Here is a 26,570-nt window from a genome sequence, read left to right on the forward strand (position 1 = left end):
TTTAAATAACTTTTCAATAACCGATGCTTTTTGTCTGCTTGTGTATGATATTGTAAATTTGCGTCTTGTATATTTTTTTAGGTTTTACTAAAAACCAATACAACCCTTAACTTGGAAAACATTATGAATAAGAAAGTGATCCTTATGATTCTAGATGGATGGGGAACTTCTCCCGATCCTAAAGTCTCTGCTATCGACAATGCTCAAACTCCTTTTATAGATAATCTGTATAAGAAATACCCTAACGCTGCTCTGCGCACAGATGGTCTTCATGTAGGATTACCAGATGGTCAAATGGGAAATAGCGAAGTAGGACACATGAATCTGGGCGCTGGTAGAATTGTCTACCAAGATTTGGCCAAAATAAATATGGCCATAGAAAAAGATACTTTAAAAGATGAGTCTGCATTAGTAGACGCTTTTCGATATGCCAAAGAAAATAATAAAAACATTCACCTTCTGGGTTTAGTAAGTGATGGTGGTGTTCACTCTCATATAAACCATATTAAAGGAATATTAGATGCTGCACATGCTCATGACTTAACCAACGTCTTTTTACATGCGTTTACAGATGGTCGTGATGTTGATCCTAAATCTGGTAAACATCATATTAAAGCTATTCAAGAGCACATGTCAAAGACAACTGGTGAAATCGCATCGGTCGTTGGAAGATACTATGCTATGGATCGCGACAAAAGATGGGAAAGGGTAAAACTAGCCTATGATCTTATTGTAAATGGTATCGGAGAGTCAAGTAATGACGCTGTTAAAAGTATTGAAGCCAGCTACGAAAATGACATTACTGATGAATTTATCAAACCAATTTCAATTCTAAAAAATGATAAGCCTGTAGCCACTATAGCAAAAGACGACGTTGTTCTATTTTTTAATTTTAGAACAGATCGAGGCAGGGAGTTAACAGAGATGTTATCGCAAAAGGATATGCCTGAGTATACTACGCAAAAACTTCCTTTGTATTATGTTACCATGACAAATTATGATGACACTTTTAGTGGAATTAAGGTAGTATATGATAAAGAAAATATTACTGAAACATTAGGCGAAGTACTTTCTAAAGCGGGAAAAACACAAATAAGGATTGCTGAAACCGAAAAATATCCTCACGTAACTTTCTTCTTTTCTGGAGGTCAAGAAGAACCTTTTAACGGAGAGTCACGGATTTTAAGAAATTCTCCCAAAGTTGCTACTTATGATCTAAAACCAGAAATGAGCGCCTATGAATTACGGGATGCTTTGATACCTGAATTACAAAAAGGAGATGTAGATTTTGTTTGTCTTAACTTTGCTAATGGCGATATGGTTGGACATACCGGAGTAATGGAAGCGGCTATTCAAGCCTGTGAAGTTGTAGACAAATGTGTTAAAGATGTCGTTACGACGGGATTAGAAAATGGATATGCAACATTATTAATTGCAGATCATGGAAACTGCGAAACCATGATTAACCCCGATGGCAGTCCACATACGGCGCACACCACAAACCCTGTACCTTTTATTTTAATCGACAAAGAAAACATCCAGGTTAAAGATGGGGTTTTAGGAGATATCGCGCCTACTATTCTTGACCTTATTGGGGTAGAACAACCAAAGGCAATGACGCAAAATTCCTTACTAAAATAATATAAAGACTACTCTTTAGAAATCAATGATACCTCTTAAAAATTTTTAGGAGGTATCTATTTTAAAACCCATAGTAAAAATAGGTTACTAGCCAATCAGAATAGAAGAATACTACGCATAAAATACACTTCTACATCAAAGCTTTTATGAGTGATTAAATCTATTCATACTAATTCGTATTTAAAATCTTCTATATCATTATTCTTTGTAAATTTGCCCTTCCTTTAATTCGGAAATCTATTATAGATATATGGGCATAATTGTAAAAACACGTGAAGAAATAGAGTTAATGCGAGAAAGTGCATTAGTAGTTTCTAAAACATTAGGTATGTTAGCCTCTGAGGTTAAACCAGGAGTAACAACGCTACAATTAGATAAGTTAGCAGAAGAATTTATACGTGATCATGATGCTATTCCTGGATTCTTAGGATTATATGATTTTCCAAATACATTATGCATGAGTCCAAATGCTCAAGTCGTACATGGAATTCCTAATAATACGCCTTTACAAGAAGGGGATATTATCTCTATCGATTGTGGCGCTATTAAGAATGAATTTTACGGAGACCATGCATATACATTCCCTGTAGGAGAAATACCAGAAGAGACGGCTCGTTTACTTAAGATAACTAAAGAGTCTTTATACGTAGGTATTGCTCAACTTAAAGTTGGAAATCGTGTAGGTGATGTAGGTTATGCCATACAAAAGTTCACTGAAGATGCAGGATACGGTGTAGTAAGGGAGCTTGTTGGTCATGGATTAGGTCGCAAAATGCATGAGGATCCCGAAATGCCAAATTATGGACGTCGTGGAAAAGGAAAAAAGTTTATTGAAGGTATGGTTGTGGCTATTGAACCGATGACAAATATGGGTACACATCGCATTAAACAGCTTCAGGATGGTTGGACAATATTAACCAACGACGGTAAGCCTAGTGCACATTTTGAACACGATGTTGCTATTCTAGATGGGAAACCTGAAATTCTTTCTACGTTTAAATATATTTATCAAGCACTAGGTATAGAATCTGACGAAGAAGATGCTTTTAGACAAGAATTATTAACTGTATAGTGTATTTTATTTCAAAAATTATACAGTACTTCTGTATAATCAATTATGAAAAAACTTTTTAAACTAATACTCAATACGATACCAAGACCATTACTTATTCGCTTAAGTTATATTGTCAGACCAATTATTGCTTTTTTTTTACAAGGGAACACGTATACCGATCCTATCGATAATAGAAGCTTTTCACGTTTCTTACCATATGGATACGGTGATCAAAGAGATAATGTATTATCGCCTTCTACATTATCCTTAGAACGACATAGATTACTATGGCTCTACCTACAAAATGAGACTAGCTTTTTTACTACCCCATCCAAAATGTTACATTTTGCACCAGAGCAAGCCTTCTATAAAAGGTTTCAAAAATTAAAACATCTTAACTATACAACTACAGATCTTAACTCGCCTCTTGCAGATGTAAAAGCAGATATCTGCAACCTTCCGTTTAAAGATAATGAGTATGATATTATTTTTTGCAATCACGTTTTAGAACATATTCCAGATGATACAAAGGCGATGCAAGAATTATATCGTGTTTTAAAACCGGGAGGTATGGCAATTTTACAAATCCCACAAGATCTAACTCGTGAAATTACCTTTGAAGATGACACCATTACCGACACTAAAGAACGTGCCCGTATTTTTGGACAGTATGATCACGTTAGAGTATATGGTCTAGATTACTTTGAAAAACTAAGATCTATTGGCTTTAAAGTAGAAGAGATCGATTATACACAAAAATTATCACAGGAAGAAGTTACCAAATATTGTCTTGCACAAGGGGAAATTTTACCGGTTTGTTACAAACCTTAAAGCTAAAAAGTACATTTTAGAAAGAAAAAAATACAACTCAACGTAACAATTACATCTTTTTTACGATTAATAGTGATATGAACAATCTTACTACAACCATCAGTTTTATTGTATCTAGAAGAATCCTACTTATATTTTTCTGTTTGAGTTATTCAAACATCACTTATTCTCAAACCAAAATTGACACTAGCACTGCGTCTCAATATTTCACCAAAGGAAAAGAACTTCTTAATAAAAGAAAAACGGATAGTTCTTTAACGTATTTTGAAAAGGCATTATTAATTTATGAAACTATTGGTGACCAGAAAAAAATCATTGATTGTTATGATAAAATTTCGCAAAATCAACAAAACAACTTTGATTATGATAGTGCTTTAGTGACTGCAAAAAAAGGACTGGTGCTTCGTCAAGAGCTATTCGAAAAAGAACACCCTCAAATAGCCTTATCCTATACTCAAATTGGTCATATTCATAAAGACAAAGATCAATATCAAAAGGCAATAAGTTTTTATCAAAAAGCTCTGAAAATTCAAACCAAAGCTTTTGGGAACAAAGACCATCGCACTGCAGACTCTTATCATCATATCGGAACAATTCATCATGTGTTGGCTCAATATGACAGAGCTTTGATATATTACCAAAAAAGTCTAGAAATACGAACAAAACACTTTGGAAAACGGCATGAAAAGATAGCTGAAAGTTATATCGATATAGGCATTACACATTACCACCTTGGGAAAGACAGACAAGCTTTAGCATATTACAATAAGGCCCTAAAAATACGAGAACCAATATTTGGTAAACATAGTCCTGAAGTAGCTTTTTGTTATAATCATATTGGTGATATTTATACTCGTATAGATTATTATGGTAAGGCTTTAGAATATCAAAAAAAGGGATTAGATATAATGATTTCTATTTTTGGAAAAAATCATCCAAATAGTGCTTTTTTTTATTCTAGTATAGCTGTTACTAATCGCTATAAAGGTTTTAACAATCAAGCCTTATTATTTAACAATAAAGCCTTGACTATTTTAGAAAAAAAATTAGGACCACGACACACAAGAACCTCAAGTCTTTATAATGAAATAGGAATCATTTATAATAAAAAAGGGCTTTACAATAGATCTTTAGAATATTTTCAAAAAAGTTTAAAAATCAAATTAAAGATATACCCTGAAAAACACTCTTATATAGGAAGTAATTATAACAATATAGGTCTAATGCATCAAAAAAGAGGAGAATATGATAGAGCTATTACTTTCTACAAAAAAACATTAGTAAACTTCATTTATACATTAGGAGAAAATCATAACGCTGTAGCCAGAATATATAACAATATAGCAAATACATATCAGGCCAAAAAAAAATATAGTATAGCATTAAAATATTACCAAAAAGCTCTAAAAATAAGAATCAATACAATTGGAAAATATCATTCTGAAATTTCCTATACTTATCTAGAAATTGGAAACATTCATAAAATAAATAAAGAGTACAACATTGCCTTAGCGTATTATCAAAAAGCATTAAAAATTCACAAACGTGTATCAGGGGAGGACAGCTATTATATTTGTGATACTTATAACGCTCTTGCAAGTTTATTTTTTGAAAAAAAAGAGTATCACAAAGCTCTTGAACTCTTAAAAAAAAGCATCAAAATTCGCTTAGTAACAGATGGCGAACACCACCCCAGAACCGCAAAGTCCTATAATCAGCTAGCAAAAGTATATGCCAAACTTAATGAACATAAAAAAGCAATAGCGCACTATAACCATGCAATTACTGCTAATAAAAATCCCAGTTAATCTAAAAGCACAAAATTCGAATCTCATCATTATTTAGATCTAATTGCCCTTTTAAAAACTTTACATGGTAAAGCCAAAATATTACATCATAAATACTTGGTAGATGGTGATATTCCCACCTTAGAAAAGAGTGCCAAAATCTATCAAAAAATAGATTATTTAATAGATCACATTAGGCAAACATTACATTATTATAAAGACAAAATAACTTTTACAGAACAAATTCAAGATACTTATGGCAGCGCTATAGATACACAAGTATTGCTTTTCAAAATTACGAAACAGCAACAATCTTTGGATCTCGCTTTTTATTACGCCGAAAAAAGCAAAAGCAATACTTTAAAAAGCCTATTATTAGAGTCTAATGCTAAAAGTTTTGCTGGTCTACCTCCTGCAATTTTAAATTTAGAACAACATTTAAAAGCAGAATACGCATTATATATTTCCGAACTTATAAATGAAAAATCTAATCTAAAAATTGATTCAACAAAAATCAGTATTTACGATAATAAACTATTCGAGATTACACGAAAACAAGATTCTTTAACCCAATTAATTGAAAAAGACTATCCAAAATATCATCAATTAAAACATCAAACACAACCTATAACTGTTATAGATATCCAAAAGAAATTAGATAACAACACTACTATTTTAGAGTTTTTTCTAACAGATACAACATGTTATGCTTTTCTCATTTCGAAAAATGACTTGAGTGTAGAAGAATTACCTGTACAAAAACTTGAAAAGCAAATTAAAGAATTGAGAAACGCTATCATCAGCAAAAACACTAGCTTGTTTAAAAAGAATGCTGTTTCATTATATAATTCTTTAATAGAACCCATAAAAGATAAAATTAAAGGAGAACAATTTATTATTATACCAGATGGTCCACTATGGCATCTTAATTTTGAATTATTACTTACTCATACTAGCGTTACAAACAACCCTAAAAATCTACCATATTTACTGAAAGACTATGTCGTTTCTTATGCTAACTCTGCTAACTTATTATTAAACGCACAACATAGTTCTAAAAAAACCAATAAAAGACAAGAATGCCTTGCTTTTTCGTTTTCAGATACCACTAGTCTCAAAACTACAGAAAAAATAAGCATGACCAGACTGCGAAGTATTAGTTATGATTTGCCTGGAACTCGTGAAGAGATTAAGGCTATTTCTGATATTATCGACGGGCAATATTATTTTGGTTCTCAAGCAGTAGAACGTAATTTCAAAAAAAATGCTAATCAATACAATATCCTTCATTTGGCATTGCACGGAGATGTAGATAATGACAATCCAGAGAATTCAAAACTATACTTCACTAAAACTAAAGATTCTCTTGAGGATAATTTACTGTATAGTCATGAATTGTTTGCTCTAAACATTCCTGCCGATTTAACTGTTCTTAGTGCATGTAATACGGGAACCGGAAAAATCGCAAAAGGCGAAGGCATTATGAGTTTAGGTAATGCATTTCAATATGCTGGTTCGAAGAGTTTGCTTTTAAGTAGTTGGGAAATATCTGATCAGACCACTCCAGAGTTAATGAGATTTTTCTATTCAAATCTTAAAAAAGGCATGAATAAACCTAAAGCTTTACAACAAGCTAAATTACAGTACTTAAACACTGCCAATATAAACAGAGTTGATCCTTTTTATTGGGGTGCTTTTTATTTAGTCGGAGATATAGACCCCATCCAATTTAAGGATGATTATTTTAAGTTTTGGATGATTGGATTCGTAGTTATTGGTATTCTAATACTCATAGGTATCCGAGTACGTCGATCTTTTAAAAAACAACACTAATTCTCTGGAAAACGATTAATTGCTAATGTCTTCAGCTCTTTATTGTGGTCTTCATAGATAAAATAAACCTGAAGTTCTGGATGATTTTTCAAAAAAGCTTTTGACTTTTCTAAACCCATTGACATTAATGCCGTTGCATACGCATCTGCTATCATGCAGGTTTCGGCAAGTATAGATACACTTAACAAGTTTGACTTATGCGGATAACCTGTTTTGGTATTAATAATATGCGCATATCTATTTCCTTCTTGATCTAATTTAAATTTTCTATAACTCCCAGAAGTAGCCATGGCCTGATCTTGTAATTCGATAACTTTGCTATAGGATTGATCTCCATCAAAATTAGGATCCTCTACTCCTATCCGCCATGGTTTTTTCTTTACTAAATTACTTCCTTTACCTCTAATTTCTCCCCCTATTTCTACCAAATAATTTTCAATATTCTTTTCTTCTAAAAATTCTGCAAATACATCTACTGCATATCCTTTAGCTAATGAATTAAAATCTATAAATGTATTCGGGTTATTTTTTATAATAGTATTCTCTTTTAAGGTAACTTTATCTAGTCCAACTGTTAACAGCAAACTATCAATTTTTAGGCTGTCTAATGCAATTATTTTACCCTTCGGTCCAAAATCCCACGCATTAACTAATACGCCTATAGTTGGATCAAAAGCCCCACTAGTCGCTCTAAATATCTCTTCTGAAGCAGTAAAAACTTTTTTAAAATGCTCATCAACAATTACATTACTATCTCCTTTATTAATTCGAGATATATCAGAATCATTAATGTAAGTAGACATTGAATGATTTATTACTGTTATAATACTATCATATCCCTTTGACAAATCTATCTCTTTTGTAGCAATAATTTGAATTGAAAAAGTCGTTCCAAAGGCTTCTCCTTTTGTATAATTAAGGGCTAATTTAGTGCCTTGGTTACATGAAATTAACGCCCCAAAAAGAGCAAAAACACATATTTTCTTAATCATAATTCTTAATTTAAATGTGTTTCTATAGCTTGAATCCCTGCATATTCCAGAATATAATCTTCATTTAAGAAAACAGGCTTTTTAGGATCTTCAGAATTTTGTAACCCTACGCCTGCGTAAAATACCTTTGCTTCCTGTTCTCTAGCATGTTTTTTAAAGGATTCCATCCAAATCATATCGTAATTATGTGGATTATCTGGATATAAAACCGCTTTTACTATTACAAAGTATCTTTGATTACTCTTATCAACACATACAAACTGAGGGTGTTTTCCTAATTTACTATTTACAGCTATGAATTCGTAGCCTTTTTTTTCGAGTTCTTTACCGACAATATTCATTGCCAGATTATGAAGTTCTTGTTTGGTAAGTATCCTAGTCATAATACTACAAATATACTATCATAATTCATAATCTCGAATTATTTAAACCTAATAAAACTAGCTTTATCAAAGTAATAACTTGGTGTATCTACAGGGTCATTTTTTGTAAACTTATACCAAGGAGCACTACTTGCATTGCCATAGTTTTTAAGTAAACAAACACTTTGTGCAGGAGTATTTCCTTGTGCCAAAAGATACATTTTTTCACCTTTTTCGTTTACAATTTCATCTACTACGATTTCTATATGCCCTGGAGAGCCTGGTTTAACTAACATATCGCCAATTCTAATATCATCGACTGTTATCTTTTGTAATTCATGATACATAGATAAGGTTCCGGCATAGGTATAGATCAGATTCAGATATTTGTAAAAATTAGTTTTTGAAGTATTAGCCTGAGCTGTTTTATGAAATGACACTTTGTTTCCCTTTATTTTTGGTCGATATCCTTCTGCATATTTACTCCATGAACAATAATGACCTGATGTAAAATTAAATCCTATATCTTCTTTTTTATTTTGTTCCCACAGGTACTCAGATCTAATTCTCATCAAAGCATCGGCACATTGCTGCAAACCATTTGAAGGGACCGGCACTTCAAGAATTGCCTCGTGCCAATCCTGAGCAAAGTACTCGGTATCATCATAATTAATAATTTTACTTCCGTATGCTTTTAGCTGATAATGCCTTAAATATTCCTGAAAAGACCCTTTTTCATACGGTACTCTCTTGTATCCATCTGGCAAAAGCACTCTAGTAGAAACAGAATCACCATTTTTATTTATAAGACCTGAAGTTCTTGTGATATTAGCAATTACACCCTTTATGTGATGGGTCACTTTATCTGTTTTTGAAGTGCTTTTAAACACTACAAAAACTATTATTACACCAACTAAAACTAAAAGAAACTTTTTCAAAATACAAACGTGATTTTATAATTAAAAACTACTTAAAATTACATACAGTTGTCTTAAAGACTGTAAAATAATTCAAAAATTGCATTTAACAAAACATTAGTAAACAACTGATTTTTTCGCTTGGTCTTTATGGTAATTCTTTACTAAACAAATAAATTATTAATTAAAAACAGTCAGCATGAAAACAACTATTATTTCAATTCTCACCTTGTTCTTAATGTATTCAACATCCTATACACAAGAAGAAACCAAGTACGGGTTTAATAAATCAGATTTTATTGTGGCAGGTTCAATTAGCTACTCAAAAGGAGATTCAAATTCCAAATTTATGAGTAATGATCGTCAAACATTTACATCTAGCTCTGAAAATAAAAATTTTTTCTTGATTCCCGAAGTGGGATATTTTTTATCAGATTATTTTATGATAGGTACCAAAATTGGTTACATAACAGGCAAATCTAAAAATTACAACGGCAATATCCTTTTCGAAAATAAAAGCTCAGGGTATACGGCTAGTTTATTCGGAAGATATTATGTGATCCCAAAGAAAAGAATATCACTTTTCACTGAATTAGAAGGGTCCTACTCTAAGATAGATTCTAAAAATAGCAGAAACGAATTTTTAAACCTACCATCTTTTAGTGAAAATGAACAGGAGAGTTATTCAATATCTTTTGCTCCAGGGGTCAATATTTTTATAAATCAAAATTTAGCATTGACATCTAAAATTGGTAACATTGGATATACCAGATCAAAAAGTTCTTTTATTGATCTTGAAAATAATGACACGTCTAACAATAAAAATAGTGGATTCTCTGCTTCAGTTAATTTAGACAATTTCTTTTTTGGATTTCTATATACTATCTAATTATTTTAAAACAAAAAACCGATACAGAAATGTATCGGTTCTTATTTTATATCTATTGAAAGAATATTTAATTTCTATCCTCCAAAATCATCAAATCTGATATGTTCATCAGGAATTCCGAAATCTTCTCCCATTTTTTGAACTGCTTTGTTCATTAATGGTGGACCACAGAAATATAATTCTATATCTTCTGGAGATTCATGATGATTAAGGTAATTATCGATCACACAGTTATGAATGAATCCAACAAATCCATCTCCTTCTGCATTAATATCACTTTTTACTTTCCAGTTATCTTCTTCTAGCGGTTCTGATAATGCTAAGTAAAACTTAAAGTTCGGGAAGTTCTTTTCTAAATCATAGAAATGCTCCAAATAAAACAATTCACGCTTAGAACGACCACCATACCAGTAAGTCACTTTTCTTCCTGTTTGTAGAGTTTTGAATAAATGATACAAGTGAGAACGCATTGGTGCCATACCAGCTCCTCCACCTACATAAAGCATTTCTGATTCAGATTCATTTATAAAAAACTCACCGTAAGGACCAGAGATTACAACTTTATCTCCTGGTTTTTGAGCAAAAATATAAGATGACGCTACACCAGGGTTAACATCCATCCAACCATTCTTGGCTCTATCCCATGGTGGAGTTGCAATACGTACATTAAGCATAATCTCTCTTCCTTCTGCAGGGTAAGACGCCATAGAATATGCACGCTCAACAGTTTCGTCATTTTTCATAACCAATGGCCATAAACCAAACTTATCCCACTCTGCCTGAAATTTATCAGGAGTTTCATGTTCTTCTGGATGTGCTGTAATATCAATATCAGAATATTTTATTTCACACTGAGGGATTTCAATCTGAATATATCCCCCTGCTTTATATCCCATATCTTCAGGAATACGCACTACGAATTCTTTAATAAAAGAAGCTACATTATAATTACGAACAACTTCTGCTTCCCATTTTTTAATTCCAAATACCTCTTCCGGAACTTCGATATTCATATTTTGCTTTACCTTAACCTGGCAAGCTAAACGTGCTCCATGTTGTAGTTCTTTACGAGAAAAATGAGGTGTCTCTGTTGGTAAAGCTTCTCCTCCACCTTCTAATACGTGACATTCACATTGAATACAGGTTCCACCACCACCACATGCAGACGGTAAAAATATTTTCTGTGCTCCTAAAGTAGATAATAATGTACCTCCTGAAGCAACTTCAATTTCTTTTTCACCGTTAATAGTAATCTTAACGGGACCTGATGGTAGTAACTTATCTTTGGCAAATAATAAGATTCCTACTAAAACAAGAATCAGCACCAAAAACGAAATAATCGTAATTGCTATTGTTCCACCGGTAGATGCTAAAAATATCATATTATTTAAGTATTGTAACGTTAGTATTTTCGGCTACTTCTTTTGTAGTCTCTTTTTCTTCAACTTTAACAGTCTTTGTCTCTTTTGACTCTTCTTCATCACCTCCTGTTAACATTCCTCCAAAACTCATAAAACCAATTGCCATAAGTCCAGTTAGGATAAAAGTAATCCCTAGACCTCTTAATGGTGCGGGTACGTTTGAGTATCTGATCTTTTCTCGGATAGCTGCAATAGCCAAAATAGCTAAAAACCATCCAATCCCAGATCCTATACCATACACTGCAGCATGAGATATTGTTGCAAATTCTTTTTGTTGCATAAACAATGATCCACCTAAAATCGCACAGTTTACTGCGATTAATGGTAAAAAGATACCAAGTGAATTATATAAAGAAGGTGAAAATTTTTCTACAACAATCTCTACTAATTGTACCATTGTGGCAATAGTTGCAATAAATAAAATAAAGGTCAAGAAACTTAAATCATAATCTGCATATTCTGGACCTAACCATACTAATGCTCCTTCTCTAAGAATATATTTATCTAATAAGAAATTTAATGGTACTGTGATAGCTAATACGAATATAACTGCTGCTCCAAGACCTACTGCGGTAGAAACCTTTTTAGATACAGCTAGATAAGAACACATTCCTAAAAAGAATGCAAATACCATATTATCTATAAAGATCGATTTTAAAAATAACTCTAAATATTCCATGTCTTCTTATTTTAATGATCTTCGATTAATTCTTTATTTCTGCTTCTTTGTATCCAAATGATAATTCCTACAGTAATTAATGCCATTGGCGCCAATACCATAAAACCATTATTTTCATACCCTAAAGCATACAAGCCAGTCTTTTCAATTGGATCTCCTAATACTTTAGCTCCAAACAAAGTTCCTGATCCTAATAGCTCTCTAAAAAACGCTACAATCACAAGTAAAACACCATATCCCGCTGCATTACCTATTCCATCAAGAAAAGATTTCCAAGGGCCGTTACCTAAGGCAAAAGCTTCAAAACGCCCCATAATAATACAGTTTGTAATTATTAAACCAATAAATACAGATAGTTCTTTACTTAAAGTATATGCAAATGCTTTTAAGACCTGATCTACAACAATTACTAATGCAGCAACAACTACCAGTTGTACTATAATTCTAATTTTTGAAGGAATTATATTTCTCATTAAAGAAATAACTACGTTTCCTATTCCTAATACAAATATTACTGAAATTGCCATTACAATTGAAGGTTTCAATTGAGCTGTAATTGCAAGCGCAGAACATATTCCTAATACCTGAATAGTAATTGGATTATTATCAGCAAGAGGATCTGTTAACAATTTCTTGTTCTTCTTAGAAAACAAAGGCTCTTTAGGCTCTTTTGCTTTAACTTTTTCTTCTGTTACTTCAGCCATTTGTTATTTTTTTAAAGTTTCGAAATAAGGTTGATACATTTTTATTCCTTTCTTCACCATTGCTGTAACACCGTCACCTGTTATTGTTGCTCCAGCCATAGCGTCTACTTCATTATCACCTTTGTCTACGTTTTTAGGATCTGCGTTACCTTTCTTTACAGTAATTCCTTTATAGTTTCCTGATGCATCCAGTATACTTTCTCCTATAAAATCATCTCTAAAATATGCTTCTTTGATATTAGCACCAAGACCAGGAGTTTCTCCTTTATGGTCAAAAAATGCGCCTTTTACGGTTTTGAATTCTTTATCTAAAGAAACATATCCCCAGATTGCATCCCAAAGACCATTACCTCTCATTGGCACAACATAATACTCTTGACCATCTTTTTTACCTATAAACAAAGGCATTTTTCGTTGATAATTGGCATCTTGTTTTACCTTATCATTCTCTTTTTTAACTTCGATACTAAAGGCGTCTTTAGATTTTTGTGCTTTATCACCTACTACTATATATTGTTCTTCTCCTACATACTGATCAAATAATTCCTGAGCCTTTTCTGCAGGAACAAACTCATTAGGATCTTCTGTATCTGCTATTCCCATAGCAAATAATATGTTCTGTTGCTTTTCTGTACGTTTATTTGCGTCTATCCTATCCTTTAATGAGGAAGCGGTAAAAGCAAGTAAAGAACCAACCACAACTACCATAGCTATGGCAAATATGATTGTATATGAATTTTTATCTGTATTCATTGCCATGATTACGCCGTTTTAAGTTTTAAACGTTTCATTCTTTTCTTAATATTTCCTTGAACAACATAGTGATCAATTGTTGGAGCAAATACATTCATTAGTAATATTGCTAAGAATACTCCTTCGGGATACGCAGGATTAAATACTCTAATTAAAATAGAGATAAATCCTATTAAAAAACCATATATCCACTTTCCTTTATTTGTTTGAGAAGCAGTTACAGGATCTGTTGCCATATATACGATTCCAAAGGCTATTCCACCAACAATTAAATGTTGCCAAAATTCTAAATTCATCAAAGCATAAAATTTACTTGACTCTGCAATCCATCCTGAACTAGTAACTCCATTAAATATTAATCCCATTACTAATGCACCAAGAACAGCACTAAGCATAATTCTCCAACTTCCGATTTTAGTAAAGATTAAGAATAGAGCACCTAATAAGATTAGTAATGCTGAAGTTTCTCCAACAGATCCAGGTACAAATCCTAAAAACGCATCTGATATAGAATATGAAGCATCTGCACTTCCTAAAATATTTTTTCCTTGCGCTAATCCACCTAGAATAGTTTCTCCAGAAATAGCATCTAACTGCGCACCATTTGCAATTTCATTTGCTCTTTCTACAGCTCCGTGAACCCATACTTTGTCACCAGACATCCATGTTGGATATGCAAAGAACAAGAAAGCTCTAATAGTAAGCGCAGGGTTCAAGATATTCATTCCTGTTCCTCCAAAAACTTCCTTACCTATTACTACTCCAAAAATAACTGCTACTGCAAGCATCCAAAGAGGAGTATCGATTGGTACTATTAAAGGGACTAACATTCCGGTAACTAAATACCCTTCTTCTACTTCGTGACCTTTAATTACTGCAAATAAAAATTCTACTCCAAGTCCCACTCCATACGAAATGACTACTAACGGTAATACTTTCCACAGCCCGATAACAAGGTTATCCCATGACCAAAATTCTAAACTAAAGAATCCATTTGAAACTGCTTCAATTTCTCCCAGAGCTAAATGGTGTTGATAACCTGCATTAAACATTCCAAATATCAAACATGGTAATAAAGCCATGATCACCGTATTCATTGTACGTTTTAAATCATCGGCTCCTCTAACATGAGATCCAGAATGTGTTGTTTCATTAGGTAAATATAAAAATGTATGGATTGCATTAAATGCAGGTGCCATTTTTTTACCTTGATATTTAAGTTTTAGTTTATGTAATTTATCTTTTAATCCCATAGCACTATCCTATTTCTTTTAACATTAAGTCCAACCCTTCTCTGATTATCTGTTGATGTGGTTGTTTAGAAACACAAATAAACTCAGTAAGAGCAAAATCTTCTGGAGCTATTTCATACATTCCTAATTGTTCCATAGCATCTAAATCATTAACAGCACAAGCTTTTAGCAACTGCAATGGGTAGATATCAAAAGGAAAAACACTTTCATAATTTCCTGTAACTACAAATGCTCTATGTTCACCATTTGTATTTGTGTTAAGGTCATATTTTTTATTTGGAAATAACCAGGAAAATGTAAGTGCTCTTGACGGAGAAATTTTATTGAAGATAGGTTTATTCCATCCAAAAAATTCATAATCATCTCCTTCAGGAATGACAGAAATCATAGTATGATAATATCCTAAATTACCATCGGGTTTAACATTATTACCCGTAAGCACGTCGCCACTAATAACTCTTATATCGGCTTCGTTGATAACACCAGCAGTATATACCACAGATGAAACTGCTGCACCAATCTTAGTTTTATAGTATTTCGGAGTCTTAACACAAGAACCAGCTAAGGCAATTGTACGCTCAGCATTAAACTTACCTGTAAGCAATAATTCACCAATTATGATTAAATCTTGTGGATTTACCACCCACACTACTTCTCCTTTATTTATTGGATCTATTTTGGCTATTTGTACGCTTGGATTTCCTGCCGGGTGAGGCCCAGAAACATTATGAAGAGTAACATGATTAAGTCCGTTCAAAGGAGAATTTCCATTTTTAGCAACGGAAACATGCACTTGTCCTTCGGTCAACTTGCTTAGTGCTGTAATAGCAGCTTGCAACTCATTCTCTTTACCAGCTAGCACATAATCAATATCTGCTGCCAGAGGTGCCGTTGCATAACCCGATATAAAAATAGCTTTTGGAGCTACATCTGGATTAGCAATAACATCATAAGGACGTTGCTTTATAAAAGGCCAGCATCCCGATGCTAACAAATGGTCTTTGATGTCTTTGCCATTCATGGCATTTACATCTTTCGAACCAAAATCTGCATATTGCTGTTCCTTATCCGCAAGAATCTTGAACGTTAAAATCTTTCTCTTGGCACCACGCACTATTTCCACTATTTCTCCACTTACGGGAGAAGGGAAAAGCATTTTTTCATTTGATTTGGAGTGAAAAAGTGGTTCGCCGGCTTTAACTTCTGTCCCTTGCTTTGCAACAACCTTAGGGACTATACCGTGAAAATCGTCAGGCTTAATTGCGTAAACATTACTTTTGGTAGCTTCTGCAGTTACTTTTTCTGCTTCGCCAACAAGCTTAATGTCTAAGCCCTTTCTGATACGAATGTCTTTTGACATATTTGTAGTCTAAGTTAATTAACTAAAAAAATCGTGCAAATTTAATAATTAAAACACGTAAGTAAAAGCTGCCACACTTATAAGATTTTATTTATAATCTTTCTAAATAAGTATCTTGTGATTAAAAAAAATAAGACTTGTAAATTAGACACTTATATTTTTATGATCCTTCATAAATATTTTAGCAGCTTATACTATTTTGGCACTATTCCTGCTAAACAGATTAACAACAAGTTAATCATAAACATTATTATTATCTACAACAAACGCAAATAAAATTACACCCAGAATCTATAGACAATCTATAGATTTACAATTTTAGTCTATGTTGTTTTCAAAACATATTACTATAATTTAGAATGTACTGATTTTGACTATATTTACACCTGAAACCACTCATGAAAATGTCTACACAAATTAAATCAATCGCAATAGTATTAATTTATTGGAGCCTTACAACCCAATTAGTTGGACAAACCTTTGAAGAGCTAAAAACTGCAGACCATATTAAAACAATTCAGATTTATGGAGGTACCGAATTTACTGGCATCCCCATACTCAAGCTCAATGAACCTTTCAAAATTACTTTTGATGACATTAATGGTGATGAGGCAGATTACTATTACCGAATCAAACACTACAATTTTGATTGGACAACCTCAGCTTTATACAAAAATGAATACCTAGACGGTTTTGATGAAATTCGAATTGTTAATTATGAAAACTCATTTAACACTTTACAGCTCTTTAGCCATTATACCTTACAAATTCCTAATGAAGACACTAGAGGTCTTAAGGTAAGCGGCAACTATAGTATTGAAATCTATAATGATGATGATGAAGTCGTTTTTATTAGAAGATTTATTGTTTATGAAAACCGCTCTACAGTTAAAGTATATACGAAACGATCAAGAGACTTTAAATATATAAACGCTAAACAATCTGTACAATTTGAAATAGACTCTCCAAATCAAATACTAAGAAACCCAAAACAAACTGTAAAAACTTTGGTAATGCAAAACAATAATATCAAACAAACCATTACCAATCTTATTCCACAATTCACAATCGCTAATAAACTTGTATACAAATACGATCAAGAGTCTAGTTTTTGGGGTGGTAATGAATTTCTTTTTTTTGACAATAAAGACATAAGAGCCGCAAACGCAGGAATTAGAACTACCGAACAACAAGATGTTTATCACAATTACCTATTCACCGATTTGGTGCGAGCCAACAGAAGATATACCTACAATCCCGATATTAATGGAAATTTTGTTATCCGTAATCTAGATGCCGAGGATAGTAACACCGAAGCCGATTATGCCATGATTCACTTCTCCTTAGAATGTTATGAACCATTAAATGATGGAGAATTACACCTATATGGAAACTTCAATAATTATACTATAGACGAATCAACCAAACTTGATTTTGATCAAGAAACCGCAATCTATACTACAAAACAACTCCTTAAACAAGGTTTTTATAATTATAAGTATGTATTAGTAAAACCCGATGGCACCATTGATCCCGGTTTTATTAGTGGAAGTTTTGACGAAACTGAAAATGAATATATCGTAATCCCTTATTATAGAGCACCTGGAGCAAGATATGATCGAGCAATTGGCAAAGGAATTGGAAATTCTCAAAATATTACCAATTAGAAAACTCCTATTTCGTTTTGGTTTGTAATAAACTCCTTATATTTTAGCGAAGTTACTATGATAACTCAATAAGTATAATGAAAGAAAAGGGGAGATTTCTAAAAAAATACAGGGGAAACGAATGTCTAAACTGCGGTGTTCCGTTAGATATTGTTGATAGATATTGTAATCATTGCGGGCAAATTAACACTAACAAAAGATTATCGCTCAAAGATTTTTTTAACGAGTTTTTTGCAAGTATTTTTTCTTATGATTCTCGTCTACGTCATACGATCTTGGCACTTCTATTTAAACCGGGAAAAATTTCTAAAGAATACATTGAAGGTAAAAGAGTTAAATACGCAAATCCATTTCGTTTTTATCTTAGTGTATCCATTATCTTTTTTATCATTAATGGGTTATTTATTGATTTTGATGGTTTTAGAACCGAAATAGAAGATCAAGTTACTGAAGGAAAGAAAACATTTGAGGAAATAAAGGAAGCGGTCCCGATCGATTCTATAAGACAAGAAATCCGTAAGACAGAAGACCTATCTGAAGAAGATCTGGCGTTAATCAACAAGAAACTATTAGACATTGAAGGGCTATCCAGCCTGAGTGCTAAAAAAACTGAATCCAAAAAAGCTACTTATTACTCACAAGAAGAAATCAACAATATGAATATCTTTGAGAAAGGATATAAGTTATTTCCTATGTACGAAGATTATCACGACAGGACAGGAGAAAAATCTGCTCATCGTGCTCTGGCGGATTTAAAACATGAAAAATCTCGCTTAAATAGATATATCTACCATAGAGTTTTAAAAACCAATGAAATTGAAGAAAACTACGGTCAGGAATTTTTTGAATTCATTTTCAACAAACTCCCCTTTATCATCTTCTTCTTTCTTCCTTTCTTTGCTTTAAGTATTTGGTTATTATACATCAGGAGGTCGTTCAATTATATGGAACACCTCATATTTACATTTCACACTCAAACAATGTTCTTTATTATTATAGGTTTTTCGATTTTAATCTCAAAAATAGCGAATCTAAATGCGTTCTTTGGCGTTGCCATGTTAGCCTTTTTATTTTATTTGTACAAGGCTATGCGTAAATTTTATAATCAAGGAAGAGCCAAAACTATTGTTAAATTTCTATTAGTGAATGTTTTATTTTTTATCTTAGCCACTCTAGGTTCTGTGCTTACGATTGTAGGCTCAATTTTTATATTTTAAAATGGTACAACAAATTACCAGAGGCATTAAAATTTCGGTGGACACCACCTTTGAAGGTACGTTCTATAAGAACTATAAGATTCATTTTGCCTATGGTTATCGCATTACTATAGAGAACCAAAGTAAAGATTCTGTACAACTCACATCACGTTTCTGGGAAATTAAAGATGCTTTAAACAACACCGAAGTAGTTGAAGGTGAAGGCGTAATAGGGAAAAAACCCGTTTTAAAACCAGGAGAATCTCATACTTATAATAGTGGATGCCTACTCAGCTCTCCCTTTGGCTCAATGAAAGGGCATTACAATATGGTAAATTTCACTTCTACAAGAAAGTTTAAGGTAATGATTCCTGGATTTAAATTAAGTACTCCATTTGCACTCAATTAATAATTCGTTTGATCAAATCAAATCTTATTTTTCTACCCTGCTGCTGAATATGACAGTATAAGCAATTAGAATCATACACAAATTTGTGCTCCTGCCTTATATCAAACATTTCTTGAGTCTTAAAAAGCCCCCTAAAATCCTCTAATCCATCTTGAGTATATCGTTTAATTTCAAAAACCATCTCTTGCTCTGTCGCTTCAATATTAAAATAAGCACAACTACCAGTTCCCGATAAAAAATGAGCGTCTTTTAAAAACTCAGGTAAATCTTTTAAGTTCTCTTCTGAAGGTTTTGGAATGTTTTTATCGAAATAATTTGTTAGATTCTCCTTCAAAACAGAACCTACATACATCTTTATTTCACCATTAATAACCTGATAAATCGGATTGTTAGCCGCCGCCTTTTCTACGTTTCCTAATGGGCTTGGCGTAAACTTTTTATTGCGCAACAATGGTTTTTTTATTTTTATGTTATCTGTACCCGCTAAAATAGTATCTGTAACAATTCTAGAACAATTACTACCATCCTTTCCAAAAGCTTTATAAGGAATGCTGCCTTTTGCGTGCATGCCTATAACAAATTCTTTTGCTCCTGTATAATCAACATAATCACAAACTGATGCGATCATACGACCACTTCCATGAGTTTTTTCAGGATGTCTTTCTAACCAAATTAAAAAATCTTCTATATTACTTAAGCTACCTTCTGAATCAATAATAGCCTTAAATGGTATTTCTAATTCCACATCAGTCACAGCGCTTCTCACCCTACCAAATCCGGGCGGAGTGATATATCTTCCAAAATCGTAGTACTCTGCAAGACCAGTCTTATTTTCAATAAGTACTAAAGCCGCATGTCCTGCCTTAATATAATTATGTTTCCCCATTCCTAGGGCTAGCAAGACCTTTGTTGAAGATTCATCAGAATGTTTTACAAAAGTATCAGGAAAGGCAAGTGAAATTATTTTACCCGTGTAATTCATCACACGATTAATGTTTTTAAATTATTCAACACTAAAATATACTATTGTGTATTAAACAGTTACTTCATCAAAGATTACAGTATTTACTTCCTGATGTAAAAGATCTTCGTATCGCATAGATAACTCTTCTTCACTTTTAACAATCTGGGTAATACTTCTTGTTTTTAATGTGTCTCTATCTATTTGTAAGTCTACATTTTTATCTCCTATACCCGCATTTTTATGAAAATCTAAAAGCGCATCAGATGTAAGCACATTTTCATTTTCATAATCGGTAAACCAACCTTTACGCATCTCTTTCATTTCTTTGGTATATAATGTTGAAGAAGACCAAATGTAAGTCTGTTTTTCTAAAGAGCGAAAATGTTTAGTATTTCCATCCCATACAAATTCAAAAAGAACTAAATCCGACTGCCAATTGGCTGCAACTATTGTAAAAGGTTCTATTCCTTTGCAATTATATGAGGAAATAGCTTTTTCTAAGTTATCCGCTTCTAACAAATCTTTTACCACTACTCCTCTACTTTTTTTATAAGGTGGTCTTCTTTTATGAATCTCAAACCCTCCATTAAGCAAGCAAATCATAGTATTCTTATCACTCATTCCTATCCAAGTACCTCCGGCAACAGCATCCATAGGAAACAACATCCTAGTTTTGTTTACCTGATAGAACTCTGGCGGTAATGTTTTTCGATTGATAGCCTCATCACGATTAGAGGTAAGAATAAAATTATTTTCTTGAGTTGGAATTAACGTTACTGTACACATAAATTTTGGGTCGCCTAAATATCTCACAACTTACAAAAAAAATTACACACTCCACAATGTTTATAAAAGGTTAAAATACATATTAGCCTTTAGAATTTTCTATCTTTGCCTTCCTTAATGACTAACTCATTGGATAAACACATCTTACTAATTTTAAAATAACACATTATATCATGGGAAAAGGTTTTTTTCAAGTTCCTACGGCGGTTAATGAGCCGATAAAGTCTTATGCACCAGGAACACCCGAAAGAGAAGAGGTTCTTGCAACATATGCAACAATGTATAATTCTACTGTAGACGTACCTTTATATATTAATGGTGAAGAAATAAGAACAGGAGATACGGCTACCATGTCACCTCCTCATGATCACCAACATAGTTTAGGTATCTATCACAAAGCTGAAAAACAACATATTCAAAAAGCCATTGATACTGCTATTGAAGCACGCAAACAATGGGCAGACTTGGCTTGGGAACAAAGAGCAGCTGTATTCTTAAAAGCTGCAGAATTAATAGCTGGACCATATCGCGCAAAGATTAATGCAGCCACTATGCTTGCCCAATCAAAGAATATTTTCCAGGCAGAAATTGATGCAGCATGTGAGTTTATAGATTTTTTACGTTTCAACGTAGAATTTATGACACAAATTTATGAAGATCAGCCTTACTCTACTTCTGATGCATGGAACAGATTAGAGTATCGCCCTTTAGAAGGTTTCGTATATGCCATCACCCCTTTTAATTTTACTGCAATTTCAGGAAATCTTCCTGCAAGCGCCGCTTTAATGGGAAACACTGTTGTATGGAAACCAAGTGATAGCCAAATCTATTCTGCTAAAGTAATTGTTGACATTTTTAAAGAAGCAGGAGTGCCTGATGGGGTAATTAATGTGGTTTATGGTGATCCTGTTATGATTACTGATACAGTATTGGCAAGTCCTGATTTTGCGGGAGTTCATTTTACAGGAAGCACACATGTATTTAAAGACATTTGGGCCAAAATTGGAACAAATATCCACAACTATAAAACATACCCTAGAATCGTAGGTGAGACTGGTGGAAAAGATTTCATTGTAGCACACCCTAGCGCCAATGCAAAACAAGTTGCAACCGGTATTTCTCGAGGCGCATTTGAGTTTCAAGGACAAAAATGTAGTGCCGCATCTAGAGCATATATACCTAAAAGTTTATGGGCAGATGTTGAAAAGTTTGTAAAAGAAGACATCAAATCATTTAAAATGGGTTCTCCCGAAGATATGAGTAACTTTATTACTGCTGTTATTCATGAAGGATCATTTGATAAACTTGCTAAATTTATTGATCAGGCTAAAAGTGATACCAATGCCGAAATAATAGCTGGAGGTAACTACGATAAATCTAAAGGTTATTTTGTAGAACCTACAGTTATTGTAACCAAAGATCCAAAATACACCACAATGTGTACAGAGCTATTCGGACCTGTTATCACAATTTATGTTTATGATGACAATCAATGGCAAGAAACGCTTAAATTAGTTGATGAAACTAGCGAATATGCACTAACAGGCGCTATATTCTCTACTGATCGCTATGCCGCAGAAGAAGCTACTAAAGCCTTGCAAAATAGTGCAGGTAATTTCTATATCAATGACAAACCAACAGGTGCTGTTGTAGGACAACAACCATTTGGAGGTGCTAGAGCATCAGGTACCAATGATAAAGCAGGATCATACCTTAATCTATTACGTTGGGTATCTCCAAGAACAATTAAAGAAACTTTTGTAACTCCTACAGATTATAGATATCCTTTCTTAGGAGAATAATCAAGTATGAAGTTAATACTACATAAACCGTATATCATTTTATGGGCTTTAATCCCCATAATGTTGATATACGGTTTTTCTTTAGGAGATACTACTTTAGATCTTAATATACATGACACTTATTATGTTATTTCTAAAGTTCAAATTTGGTATGGAATAGCTCATCTCTTTGCTATTTATGGTATCCTATATTGGATATTTATTAATTTTAATCGAAAGATGATCAACTCCCTTACTTCTATACACCTTTTTAGTACGATCATCGGATTAATTATACTTACAATTCTCTCTCCTCTATTTAATCAAGAATCTGCCAATTTTCAAAAAGAAAACAACTATGAGGCTTTCGTATTTTTCTCTCAACTTATAATTGTCCTGATAATGCTACTAGCTCAATTTTTGTTTTTTGTTAATATGGGAATCGGTATATTTAGAAAGCAAGGCTAAATACAATTTAAAATGACTATACGACCAGCAAAAAAAGAAGACCTTCCTATATTATTGGATTTTGAACAAAAGCTAATAGAAGCTGAACGACCTATGGATGTCACCTTAAAAACAGAAAAGATTAGCTACTATGATATAGGGGCATATATTGATACAGAAAACACGGAAGTTGTTGTAGCAGAGATTGATAATACAATTGTAGGCAGTGGTTATGGACAAATAAGAAACCGACAAGATTTTTTTAAACAAAAACAAATAGGTTATATTGGTTTTATATATGTAAAGGAAGAACACCGTGGTAAAGGTGTTAGTCAAAAAGTTATTCAATATCTGTATGACTGGTTCAAAACTAAAAATCTTGACGAAGTGAGGCTTACAGTATATGAAAAAAATCCAAGAGCAATTAAAGCCTATGAAAAAGTAGGATTTGAAAAACATCTCATAGAAATGCGTATAAACTTAAAGGAATAGATAGTATTTATCAATATCTATCCCTTTATAATTCTAGTAATAATTTGGTCATCTAACGATTTCCCATGCCCAATCTATAATTTGCTGACTTATTTTGTCTTCCCATTGACCAGGTTTAAAATTAAAACTGGAACTATAATCAGGATGAATTGTTGACCAATGATCCAACTTTGGGTATTTATATAGTTGATAATCTGTATGATTTGATTTTTCTAATAGATGTATGATCATATCGTTGTCATTTTCGGTCATAATCCAATCATTGGTTCCCCATCGTATCCTAACTGGCACTTTTACCCTTTCCCATTCGGCCGCAAAATTAAAGTCCTGAACCTGATGATAATACTCTACCGATCTCCCGTACATGTGATATGGTTGATGTCTATGATATTTTTGAAACAAAGGATTTTCTTTGATTATATGGGCATAACTTTTTTTCTTAATCAGCATCTCATAATATATCGGAATATACACCGTATTCATTAAATGGTATATTTCTGTTTGGGATTTCCCTTCAATTTCTAATATTCTACGTTCTATCTCAAGCATGTGCTCATACCATGATTTAAAGAATGTACCATCAGAAATTATTCCTGCTGCATTAAATTTATTAGCAAAATATGGAGCCAAAGCACTCCCCATACTATTCCCATAAACAATTATTTTATTTGTGTTTATATACGATTTTGACTTCAGCAAACGCATTGCAGCTTCATAACCATTAATTTCAGTTTTAAAATCAGTTTTCCCACAATCTCCTTCACTATCACCAACCCCAGGTTTATCAACTCTTACCAAAACCATATTAGATTTCTCGGCTATATCTTTAATTAATCGAACCCAATTATTACTCCTTCCTGAATATTTTTCGATAGTCGAACAACTTAGCCCCTGAATTAAAAAAATTGCAGGAAAAGGTCCGTTCCCTTTAGGTCTTGTAATAATAACTCGTTGCGTTATACCATAATCATTCGTAACGCTTTCATAAAAAGTATCAACATTACTATTCTGTTCTTTAGGCAAAGGATTTAACACCAGTGTTTTGCTTATCTTATTGGTTCTTCTTTTTACAACTATAGTCGTTTCTTCATAAGCCCTAATTCTGTAAGTAGCAGCACTCCAATCTTCTCCGCTTACTATAGATCTATCGTTTACACTTACAATGATATCTCCTTGTTTAAAACCAGCTTCAAATAGTGGAGATTTTTCATCAATCTCGTCAATCTTTGCTCCAGGAGTTTTATTATCTGGCCATAAGATTTTAGCTTCAAACGAAGCTCTTCTTTTTAGTGCTTGAGACAAACATTGCGGTATAACTCCACAAAAAATCAATAATGTGATAAGTGTTTTTTTCATTTCTTAGTTTTTATCTTTGTGAGCCACGGTTAAAGAAATTGTGTCTTCTAAAATGTGGAAATTAAATTTCATCCTTATGATGAAACAATATTAAAGAGATCCTAAGGTCAGGTGTGTTAATTTATATGAAGTATCCATATTTTTATATCAAATAGCATTTTTCGATCGGTATGATTGTTATGGGAATAGAGCTAACAAAAAAGAATAAAGTAATTATCCAGACATTGTTCTGGATAGTCTATTATATCACTTTTAGTTTCATATGGGTAAAAGATGGCAACTATAAAGCATCATTTTTCTTAGAATTCGTTTTACTACCCATACGCATCCTCACTGTTTATTTTTGTGTTCTTTTTCTGATACCAAAATATCTAATACACAAAAGGCTAAAAGAATTTATCTTGTATTATATCGGTATGTTAATTCTTGCTAGTATAGCACAGCGCCTTTTTATGTATTTTTTCTTTGAAGATTTTAACAAGTTTGTTTTTACAGAGATTTTTAATATTTCGGCCATGTTAAGGTCTTTAATATTAATTAATACGACTGTTATTTTTGTATCCTCGATATACATATTACTTCTTTATTTCAGAGAAAAAAATAAAAATGAACAAGCAAATTCTAAAATGATAGAATTAAAATCAAATAGGCGCACTCATATCATCTCAACTAATAGTATTATCTATATTGAAGGCCTTGGAAATTATGTAAACTATCATCTTAGCGACGCCTCAAAAATTACAGTGTATCAAAGCTTAAAACAGTGTCTTCTGCAGCTGGAAGATGAAAACTTTACAAGAATACAAAAGTCATTCATTATTAATATTAATTATTTAAGATCGTACGATAATGATACCGTAGAAATGAACAATGGAATATCATTACCAATAGGAGCAAAATTTAATATTAAAGAATTATCTATACATCATATCTGAATCACAACTCTGTTGATGTTTTTTTGTTAATCAAAATGCATAGTCAGTTCTTTTATAGTTG

The 26,570-nt window shown here is 32.7% G+C and carries 25 protein-coding genes; 13 read left to right on the forward strand and 12 right to left on the reverse strand.

Features of this window, described 5'->3' with window-relative positions; genetic code table 11:
- The first annotated feature begins 123 nt into the window (after window positions 1-123).
- From gpmI to AWE51_RS11110, 5 genes are all read left to right on the forward strand, one after another.
- Window positions 124-1,641 carry a 2,3-bisphosphoglycerate-independent phosphoglycerate mutase gene (gene gpmI, locus AWE51_RS11090; RefSeq protein WP_066313516.1) on the forward strand — a complete coding sequence of 506 codons (1,518 nt, stop codon included), beginning with the start codon at window positions 124-126 and terminating at the stop codon, window positions 1,639-1,641.
- A gap of 250 nt (window positions 1,642-1,891) precedes the next feature.
- Window positions 1,892-2,713: a type I methionyl aminopeptidase gene (gene map / locus AWE51_RS11095; protein ID WP_066313518.1), complete on the forward strand. Its 822-nt coding sequence runs from the start codon at window positions 1,892-1,894 to the stop codon at window positions 2,711-2,713.
- 45 nt (window positions 2,714-2,758) lie between these two features.
- Window positions 2,759-3,526, forward strand: a complete 768-nt coding sequence (locus tag AWE51_RS11100; RefSeq protein ID WP_066313521.1) for a class I SAM-dependent methyltransferase — start codon at window positions 2,759-2,761, stop codon at window positions 3,524-3,526.
- A gap of 143 nt (window positions 3,527-3,669) precedes the next feature.
- Window positions 3,670-5,334, forward strand: a complete 1,665-nt coding sequence (locus AWE51_RS11105) for a tetratricopeptide repeat protein (RefSeq protein ID WP_198403822.1) — start codon at window positions 3,670-3,672, stop codon at window positions 5,332-5,334.
- Between the two features lie 96 nt (window positions 5,335-5,430).
- Window positions 5,431-7,146 (forward strand): CHAT domain-containing protein, encoded by a 1,716-nt coding sequence (locus AWE51_RS11110; protein WP_066313527.1) that lies wholly within the window; start codon window positions 5,431-5,433, stop codon window positions 7,144-7,146.
- Here the strand turns inward: AWE51_RS11110 and AWE51_RS11115 are convergent.
- From AWE51_RS11115 to AWE51_RS11125, 3 genes are read right to left on the reverse strand one after another with little or no spacing between them, the layout of a single operon-like run.
- The gene (locus AWE51_RS11115; RefSeq protein ID WP_066313530.1) at window positions 7,143-8,138 is read right to left on the reverse strand and encodes an FAD:protein FMN transferase; all 996 of its coding nucleotides are present in this window, start codon (window positions 8,136-8,138) and stop codon (window positions 7,143-7,145) included. The genes AWE51_RS11110 and AWE51_RS11115 overlap by 4 nt on opposite strands.
- A gap of 5 nt (window positions 8,139-8,143) precedes the next feature.
- Window positions 8,144-8,521 carry a Na(+)-translocating NADH-quinone reductase subunit F gene (locus AWE51_RS11120; RefSeq protein WP_066313532.1) on the reverse strand — a complete coding sequence of 126 codons (378 nt, stop codon included), beginning with the start codon at window positions 8,519-8,521 and terminating at the stop codon, window positions 8,144-8,146.
- A gap of 38 nt (window positions 8,522-8,559) precedes the next feature.
- Window positions 8,560-9,360, reverse strand: a complete 801-nt coding sequence (locus tag AWE51_RS11125) for a DUF4846 domain-containing protein (RefSeq protein ID WP_232517377.1) — start codon at window positions 9,358-9,360, stop codon at window positions 8,560-8,562.
- Window positions 9,361-9,616: 256 nt separating this feature from the next.
- Here AWE51_RS11125 and AWE51_RS11130 point away from each other — a divergent pair, with 256 nt between their 5' ends.
- Window positions 9,617-10,306: an outer membrane beta-barrel protein gene (locus AWE51_RS11130; protein WP_082832408.1), complete on the forward strand. Its 690-nt coding sequence runs from the start codon at window positions 9,617-9,619 to the stop codon at window positions 10,304-10,306.
- A gap of 74 nt (window positions 10,307-10,380) precedes the next feature.
- Here the strand turns inward: AWE51_RS11130 and nqrF are convergent, their stop codons facing one another.
- Genes nqrF through AWE51_RS11160 form a run of 6 tightly spaced genes read right to left on the reverse strand, consistent with a single transcriptional unit; the run spans window position 10,381 to window position 16,476 of the window.
- A complete protein-coding gene (gene nqrF / locus AWE51_RS11135) occupies window positions 10,381-11,688 on the reverse strand; it encodes an NADH:ubiquinone reductase (Na(+)-transporting) subunit F (RefSeq protein WP_066313542.1) in 1,308 nt (435 codons plus the stop codon).
- 1 nt (window position 11,689) lies between these two features.
- Entirely contained in the window at window positions 11,690-12,406 is a 717-nt protein-coding gene (gene nqrE, locus AWE51_RS11140) for an NADH:ubiquinone reductase (Na(+)-transporting) subunit E (RefSeq protein WP_066313544.1), read from the reverse strand.
- Window positions 12,407-12,417: 11 nt separating this feature from the next.
- Window positions 12,418-13,110, reverse strand: coding sequence for an NADH:ubiquinone reductase (Na(+)-transporting) subunit D (locus tag AWE51_RS11145; RefSeq protein ID WP_066313546.1), 693 nt, complete (start codon window positions 13,108-13,110; stop codon window positions 12,418-12,420).
- A gap of 3 nt (window positions 13,111-13,113) precedes the next feature.
- Window positions 13,114-13,869, reverse strand: a complete 756-nt coding sequence (locus AWE51_RS11150; RefSeq protein WP_066313549.1) for a Na(+)-translocating NADH-quinone reductase subunit C — start codon at window positions 13,867-13,869, stop codon at window positions 13,114-13,116.
- Window positions 13,870-13,871: 2 nt separating this feature from the next.
- Entirely contained in the window at window positions 13,872-15,116 is a 1,245-nt protein-coding gene (locus AWE51_RS11155) for an NADH:ubiquinone reductase (Na(+)-transporting) subunit B (RefSeq protein ID WP_066313552.1), read from the reverse strand.
- A gap of 4 nt (window positions 15,117-15,120) precedes the next feature.
- Window positions 15,121-16,476, reverse strand: coding sequence for a Na(+)-translocating NADH-quinone reductase subunit A (locus tag AWE51_RS11160; RefSeq protein ID WP_066313554.1), 1,356 nt, complete (start codon window positions 16,474-16,476; stop codon window positions 15,121-15,123).
- A 404-nt stretch (window positions 16,477-16,880) separates the two neighbouring features.
- Between AWE51_RS11160 and AWE51_RS11165 the strand changes: the two genes are divergently transcribed.
- The 3 genes from AWE51_RS11165 (at window position 16,881) to apaG (ending at window position 19,748) form a co-directional block, all read left to right on the forward strand.
- Window positions 16,881-18,143, forward strand: a complete 1,263-nt coding sequence (locus tag AWE51_RS11165; RefSeq protein WP_118502814.1) for a type IX secretion system plug protein — start codon at window positions 16,881-16,883, stop codon at window positions 18,141-18,143.
- A 77-nt stretch (window positions 18,144-18,220) separates the two neighbouring features.
- Window positions 18,221-19,360, forward strand: coding sequence for a DUF3667 domain-containing protein (locus tag AWE51_RS11170; RefSeq protein WP_066313565.1), 1,140 nt, complete (start codon window positions 18,221-18,223; stop codon window positions 19,358-19,360).
- 1 nt (window position 19,361) lies between these two features.
- Window positions 19,362-19,748 (forward strand): Co2+/Mg2+ efflux protein ApaG, encoded by a 387-nt coding sequence (gene apaG / locus AWE51_RS11175; RefSeq protein WP_066313567.1) that lies wholly within the window; start codon window positions 19,362-19,364, stop codon window positions 19,746-19,748.
- On the opposite strand, the gene AWE51_RS11180 is transcribed toward apaG, so the two are convergent.
- Window positions 19,741-20,730 carry a DUF6695 family protein gene (locus AWE51_RS11180; RefSeq protein WP_066313579.1) on the reverse strand — a complete coding sequence of 330 codons (990 nt, stop codon included), beginning with the start codon at window positions 20,728-20,730 and terminating at the stop codon, window positions 19,741-19,743. The genes apaG and AWE51_RS11180 overlap by 8 nt on opposite strands.
- 51 nt (window positions 20,731-20,781) lie before the next feature.
- Entirely contained in the window at window positions 20,782-21,498 is a 717-nt protein-coding gene (locus AWE51_RS11185) for an NRDE family protein (RefSeq protein ID WP_066313582.1), read from the reverse strand.
- A gap of 173 nt (window positions 21,499-21,671) precedes the next feature.
- On the opposite strand from AWE51_RS11185, the gene pruA reads away from it, so the two are divergent.
- From pruA to AWE51_RS11200, 3 genes are read left to right on the forward strand one after another with little or no spacing between them, the layout of a single operon-like run.
- Window positions 21,672-23,300, forward strand: a complete 1,629-nt coding sequence (gene pruA / locus AWE51_RS11190) for an L-glutamate gamma-semialdehyde dehydrogenase (RefSeq protein WP_066313585.1) — start codon at window positions 21,672-21,674, stop codon at window positions 23,298-23,300.
- A gap of 6 nt (window positions 23,301-23,306) precedes the next feature.
- Entirely contained in the window at window positions 23,307-23,747 is a 441-nt protein-coding gene (locus AWE51_RS11195) for a hypothetical protein (RefSeq protein ID WP_157766076.1), read from the forward strand.
- A gap of 12 nt (window positions 23,748-23,759) precedes the next feature.
- Entirely contained in the window at window positions 23,760-24,218 is a 459-nt protein-coding gene (locus AWE51_RS11200) for a GNAT family N-acetyltransferase (protein ID WP_066313590.1), read from the forward strand.
- A 48-nt stretch (window positions 24,219-24,266) separates the two neighbouring features.
- Here AWE51_RS11200 and AWE51_RS11205 read toward each other — a convergent pair whose 3' ends face one another.
- The gene (locus tag AWE51_RS11205; protein WP_066313592.1) at window positions 24,267-25,574 is read right to left on the reverse strand and encodes a serine aminopeptidase domain-containing protein; all 1,308 of its coding nucleotides are present in this window, start codon (window positions 25,572-25,574) and stop codon (window positions 24,267-24,269) included.
- Window positions 25,575-26,200: 626 nt separating this feature from the next.
- On the opposite strand from AWE51_RS11205, the gene AWE51_RS26470 reads away from it, so the two are divergent.
- The gene (locus tag AWE51_RS26470; RefSeq protein WP_157766077.1) at window positions 26,201-26,509 is read left to right on the forward strand and encodes a LytR/AlgR family response regulator transcription factor; all 309 of its coding nucleotides are present in this window, start codon (window positions 26,201-26,203) and stop codon (window positions 26,507-26,509) included.
- Window positions 26,510-26,570: the final 61 nt, after the last annotated feature.

Origin of the sequence: Aquimarina aggregata (assembly GCF_001632745.1) — a bacterium.
Classification (GTDB): Bacteria; Bacteroidota; Bacteroidia; order Flavobacteriales; family Flavobacteriaceae; genus Aquimarina; species Aquimarina aggregata.

Bases quoted from the DNA above. Each gene is read 5' to 3' on its own strand.
- map (WP_066313518.1), top strand. From the start codon at position 1,892: ATGGGCATAATTGTAAAAACACGTGAAGAAATAGAGTTAATGCGAGAA.
- AWE51_RS11195 (WP_157766076.1), top strand. From the start codon at position 23,307: ATGAAGTTAATACTACATAAACCGTATATCATTTTATGGGCTTTAATC.
- nqrE (WP_066313544.1), bottom strand. From the start codon at position 12,406: ATGGAATATTTAGAGTTATTTTTAAAATCGATCTTTATAGATAATATG.
- apaG (WP_066313567.1), top strand. From the start codon at position 19,362: ATGGTACAACAAATTACCAGAGGCATTAAAATTTCGGTGGACACCACC.
- pruA (WP_066313585.1), top strand. From the start codon at position 21,672: ATGGGAAAAGGTTTTTTTCAAGTTCCTACGGCGGTTAATGAGCCGATA.
- AWE51_RS11100 (WP_066313521.1), top strand. From the start codon at position 2,759: ATGAAAAAACTTTTTAAACTAATACTCAATACGATACCAAGACCATTA.
- AWE51_RS11145 (WP_066313546.1), bottom strand. From the start codon at position 13,110: ATGGCTGAAGTAACAGAAGAAAAAGTTAAAGCAAAAGAGCCTAAAGAG.
- nqrF (WP_066313542.1), bottom strand. From the start codon at position 11,688: ATGATATTTTTAGCATCTACCGGTGGAACAATAGCAATTACGATTATT.
- AWE51_RS11165 (WP_118502814.1), top strand. From the start codon at position 16,881: ATGTCTACACAAATTAAATCAATCGCAATAGTATTAATTTATTGGAGC.
- AWE51_RS11115 (WP_066313530.1), bottom strand. From the start codon at position 8,138: ATGATTAAGAAAATATGTGTTTTTGCTCTTTTTGGGGCGTTAATTTCA.
- AWE51_RS11130 (WP_082832408.1), top strand. From the start codon at position 9,617: ATGAAAACAACTATTATTTCAATTCTCACCTTGTTCTTAATGTATTCA.
- AWE51_RS11170 (WP_066313565.1), top strand. From the start codon at position 18,221: ATGAAAGAAAAGGGGAGATTTCTAAAAAAATACAGGGGAAACGAATGT.
- gpmI (WP_066313516.1), top strand. From the start codon at position 124: ATGAATAAGAAAGTGATCCTTATGATTCTAGATGGATGGGGAACTTCT.
- AWE51_RS11150 (WP_066313549.1), bottom strand. From the start codon at position 13,869: ATGGCAATGAATACAGATAAAAATTCATATACAATCATATTTGCCATA.
- AWE51_RS11185 (WP_066313582.1), bottom strand. From the start codon at position 21,498: ATGTGTACAGTAACGTTAATTCCAACTCAAGAAAATAATTTTATTCTT.
- AWE51_RS11200 (WP_066313590.1), top strand. From the start codon at position 23,760: ATGACTATACGACCAGCAAAAAAAGAAGACCTTCCTATATTATTGGAT.
- AWE51_RS11160 (WP_066313554.1), bottom strand. From the start codon at position 16,476: ATGTCAAAAGACATTCGTATCAGAAAGGGCTTAGACATTAAGCTTGTT.
- AWE51_RS11120 (WP_066313532.1), bottom strand. From the start codon at position 8,521: ATGACTAGGATACTTACCAAACAAGAACTTCATAATCTGGCAATGAAT.
- AWE51_RS11155 (WP_066313552.1), bottom strand. From the start codon at position 15,116: ATGGGATTAAAAGATAAATTACATAAACTAAAACTTAAATATCAAGGT.
- AWE51_RS11180 (WP_066313579.1), bottom strand. From the start codon at position 20,730: ATGAATTACACGGGTAAAATAATTTCACTTGCCTTTCCTGATACTTTT.
- AWE51_RS26470 (WP_157766077.1), top strand. From the start codon at position 26,201: ATGATAGAATTAAAATCAAATAGGCGCACTCATATCATCTCAACTAAT.
- AWE51_RS11205 (WP_066313592.1), bottom strand. From the start codon at position 25,574: ATGAAAAAAACACTTATCACATTATTGATTTTTTGTGGAGTTATACCG.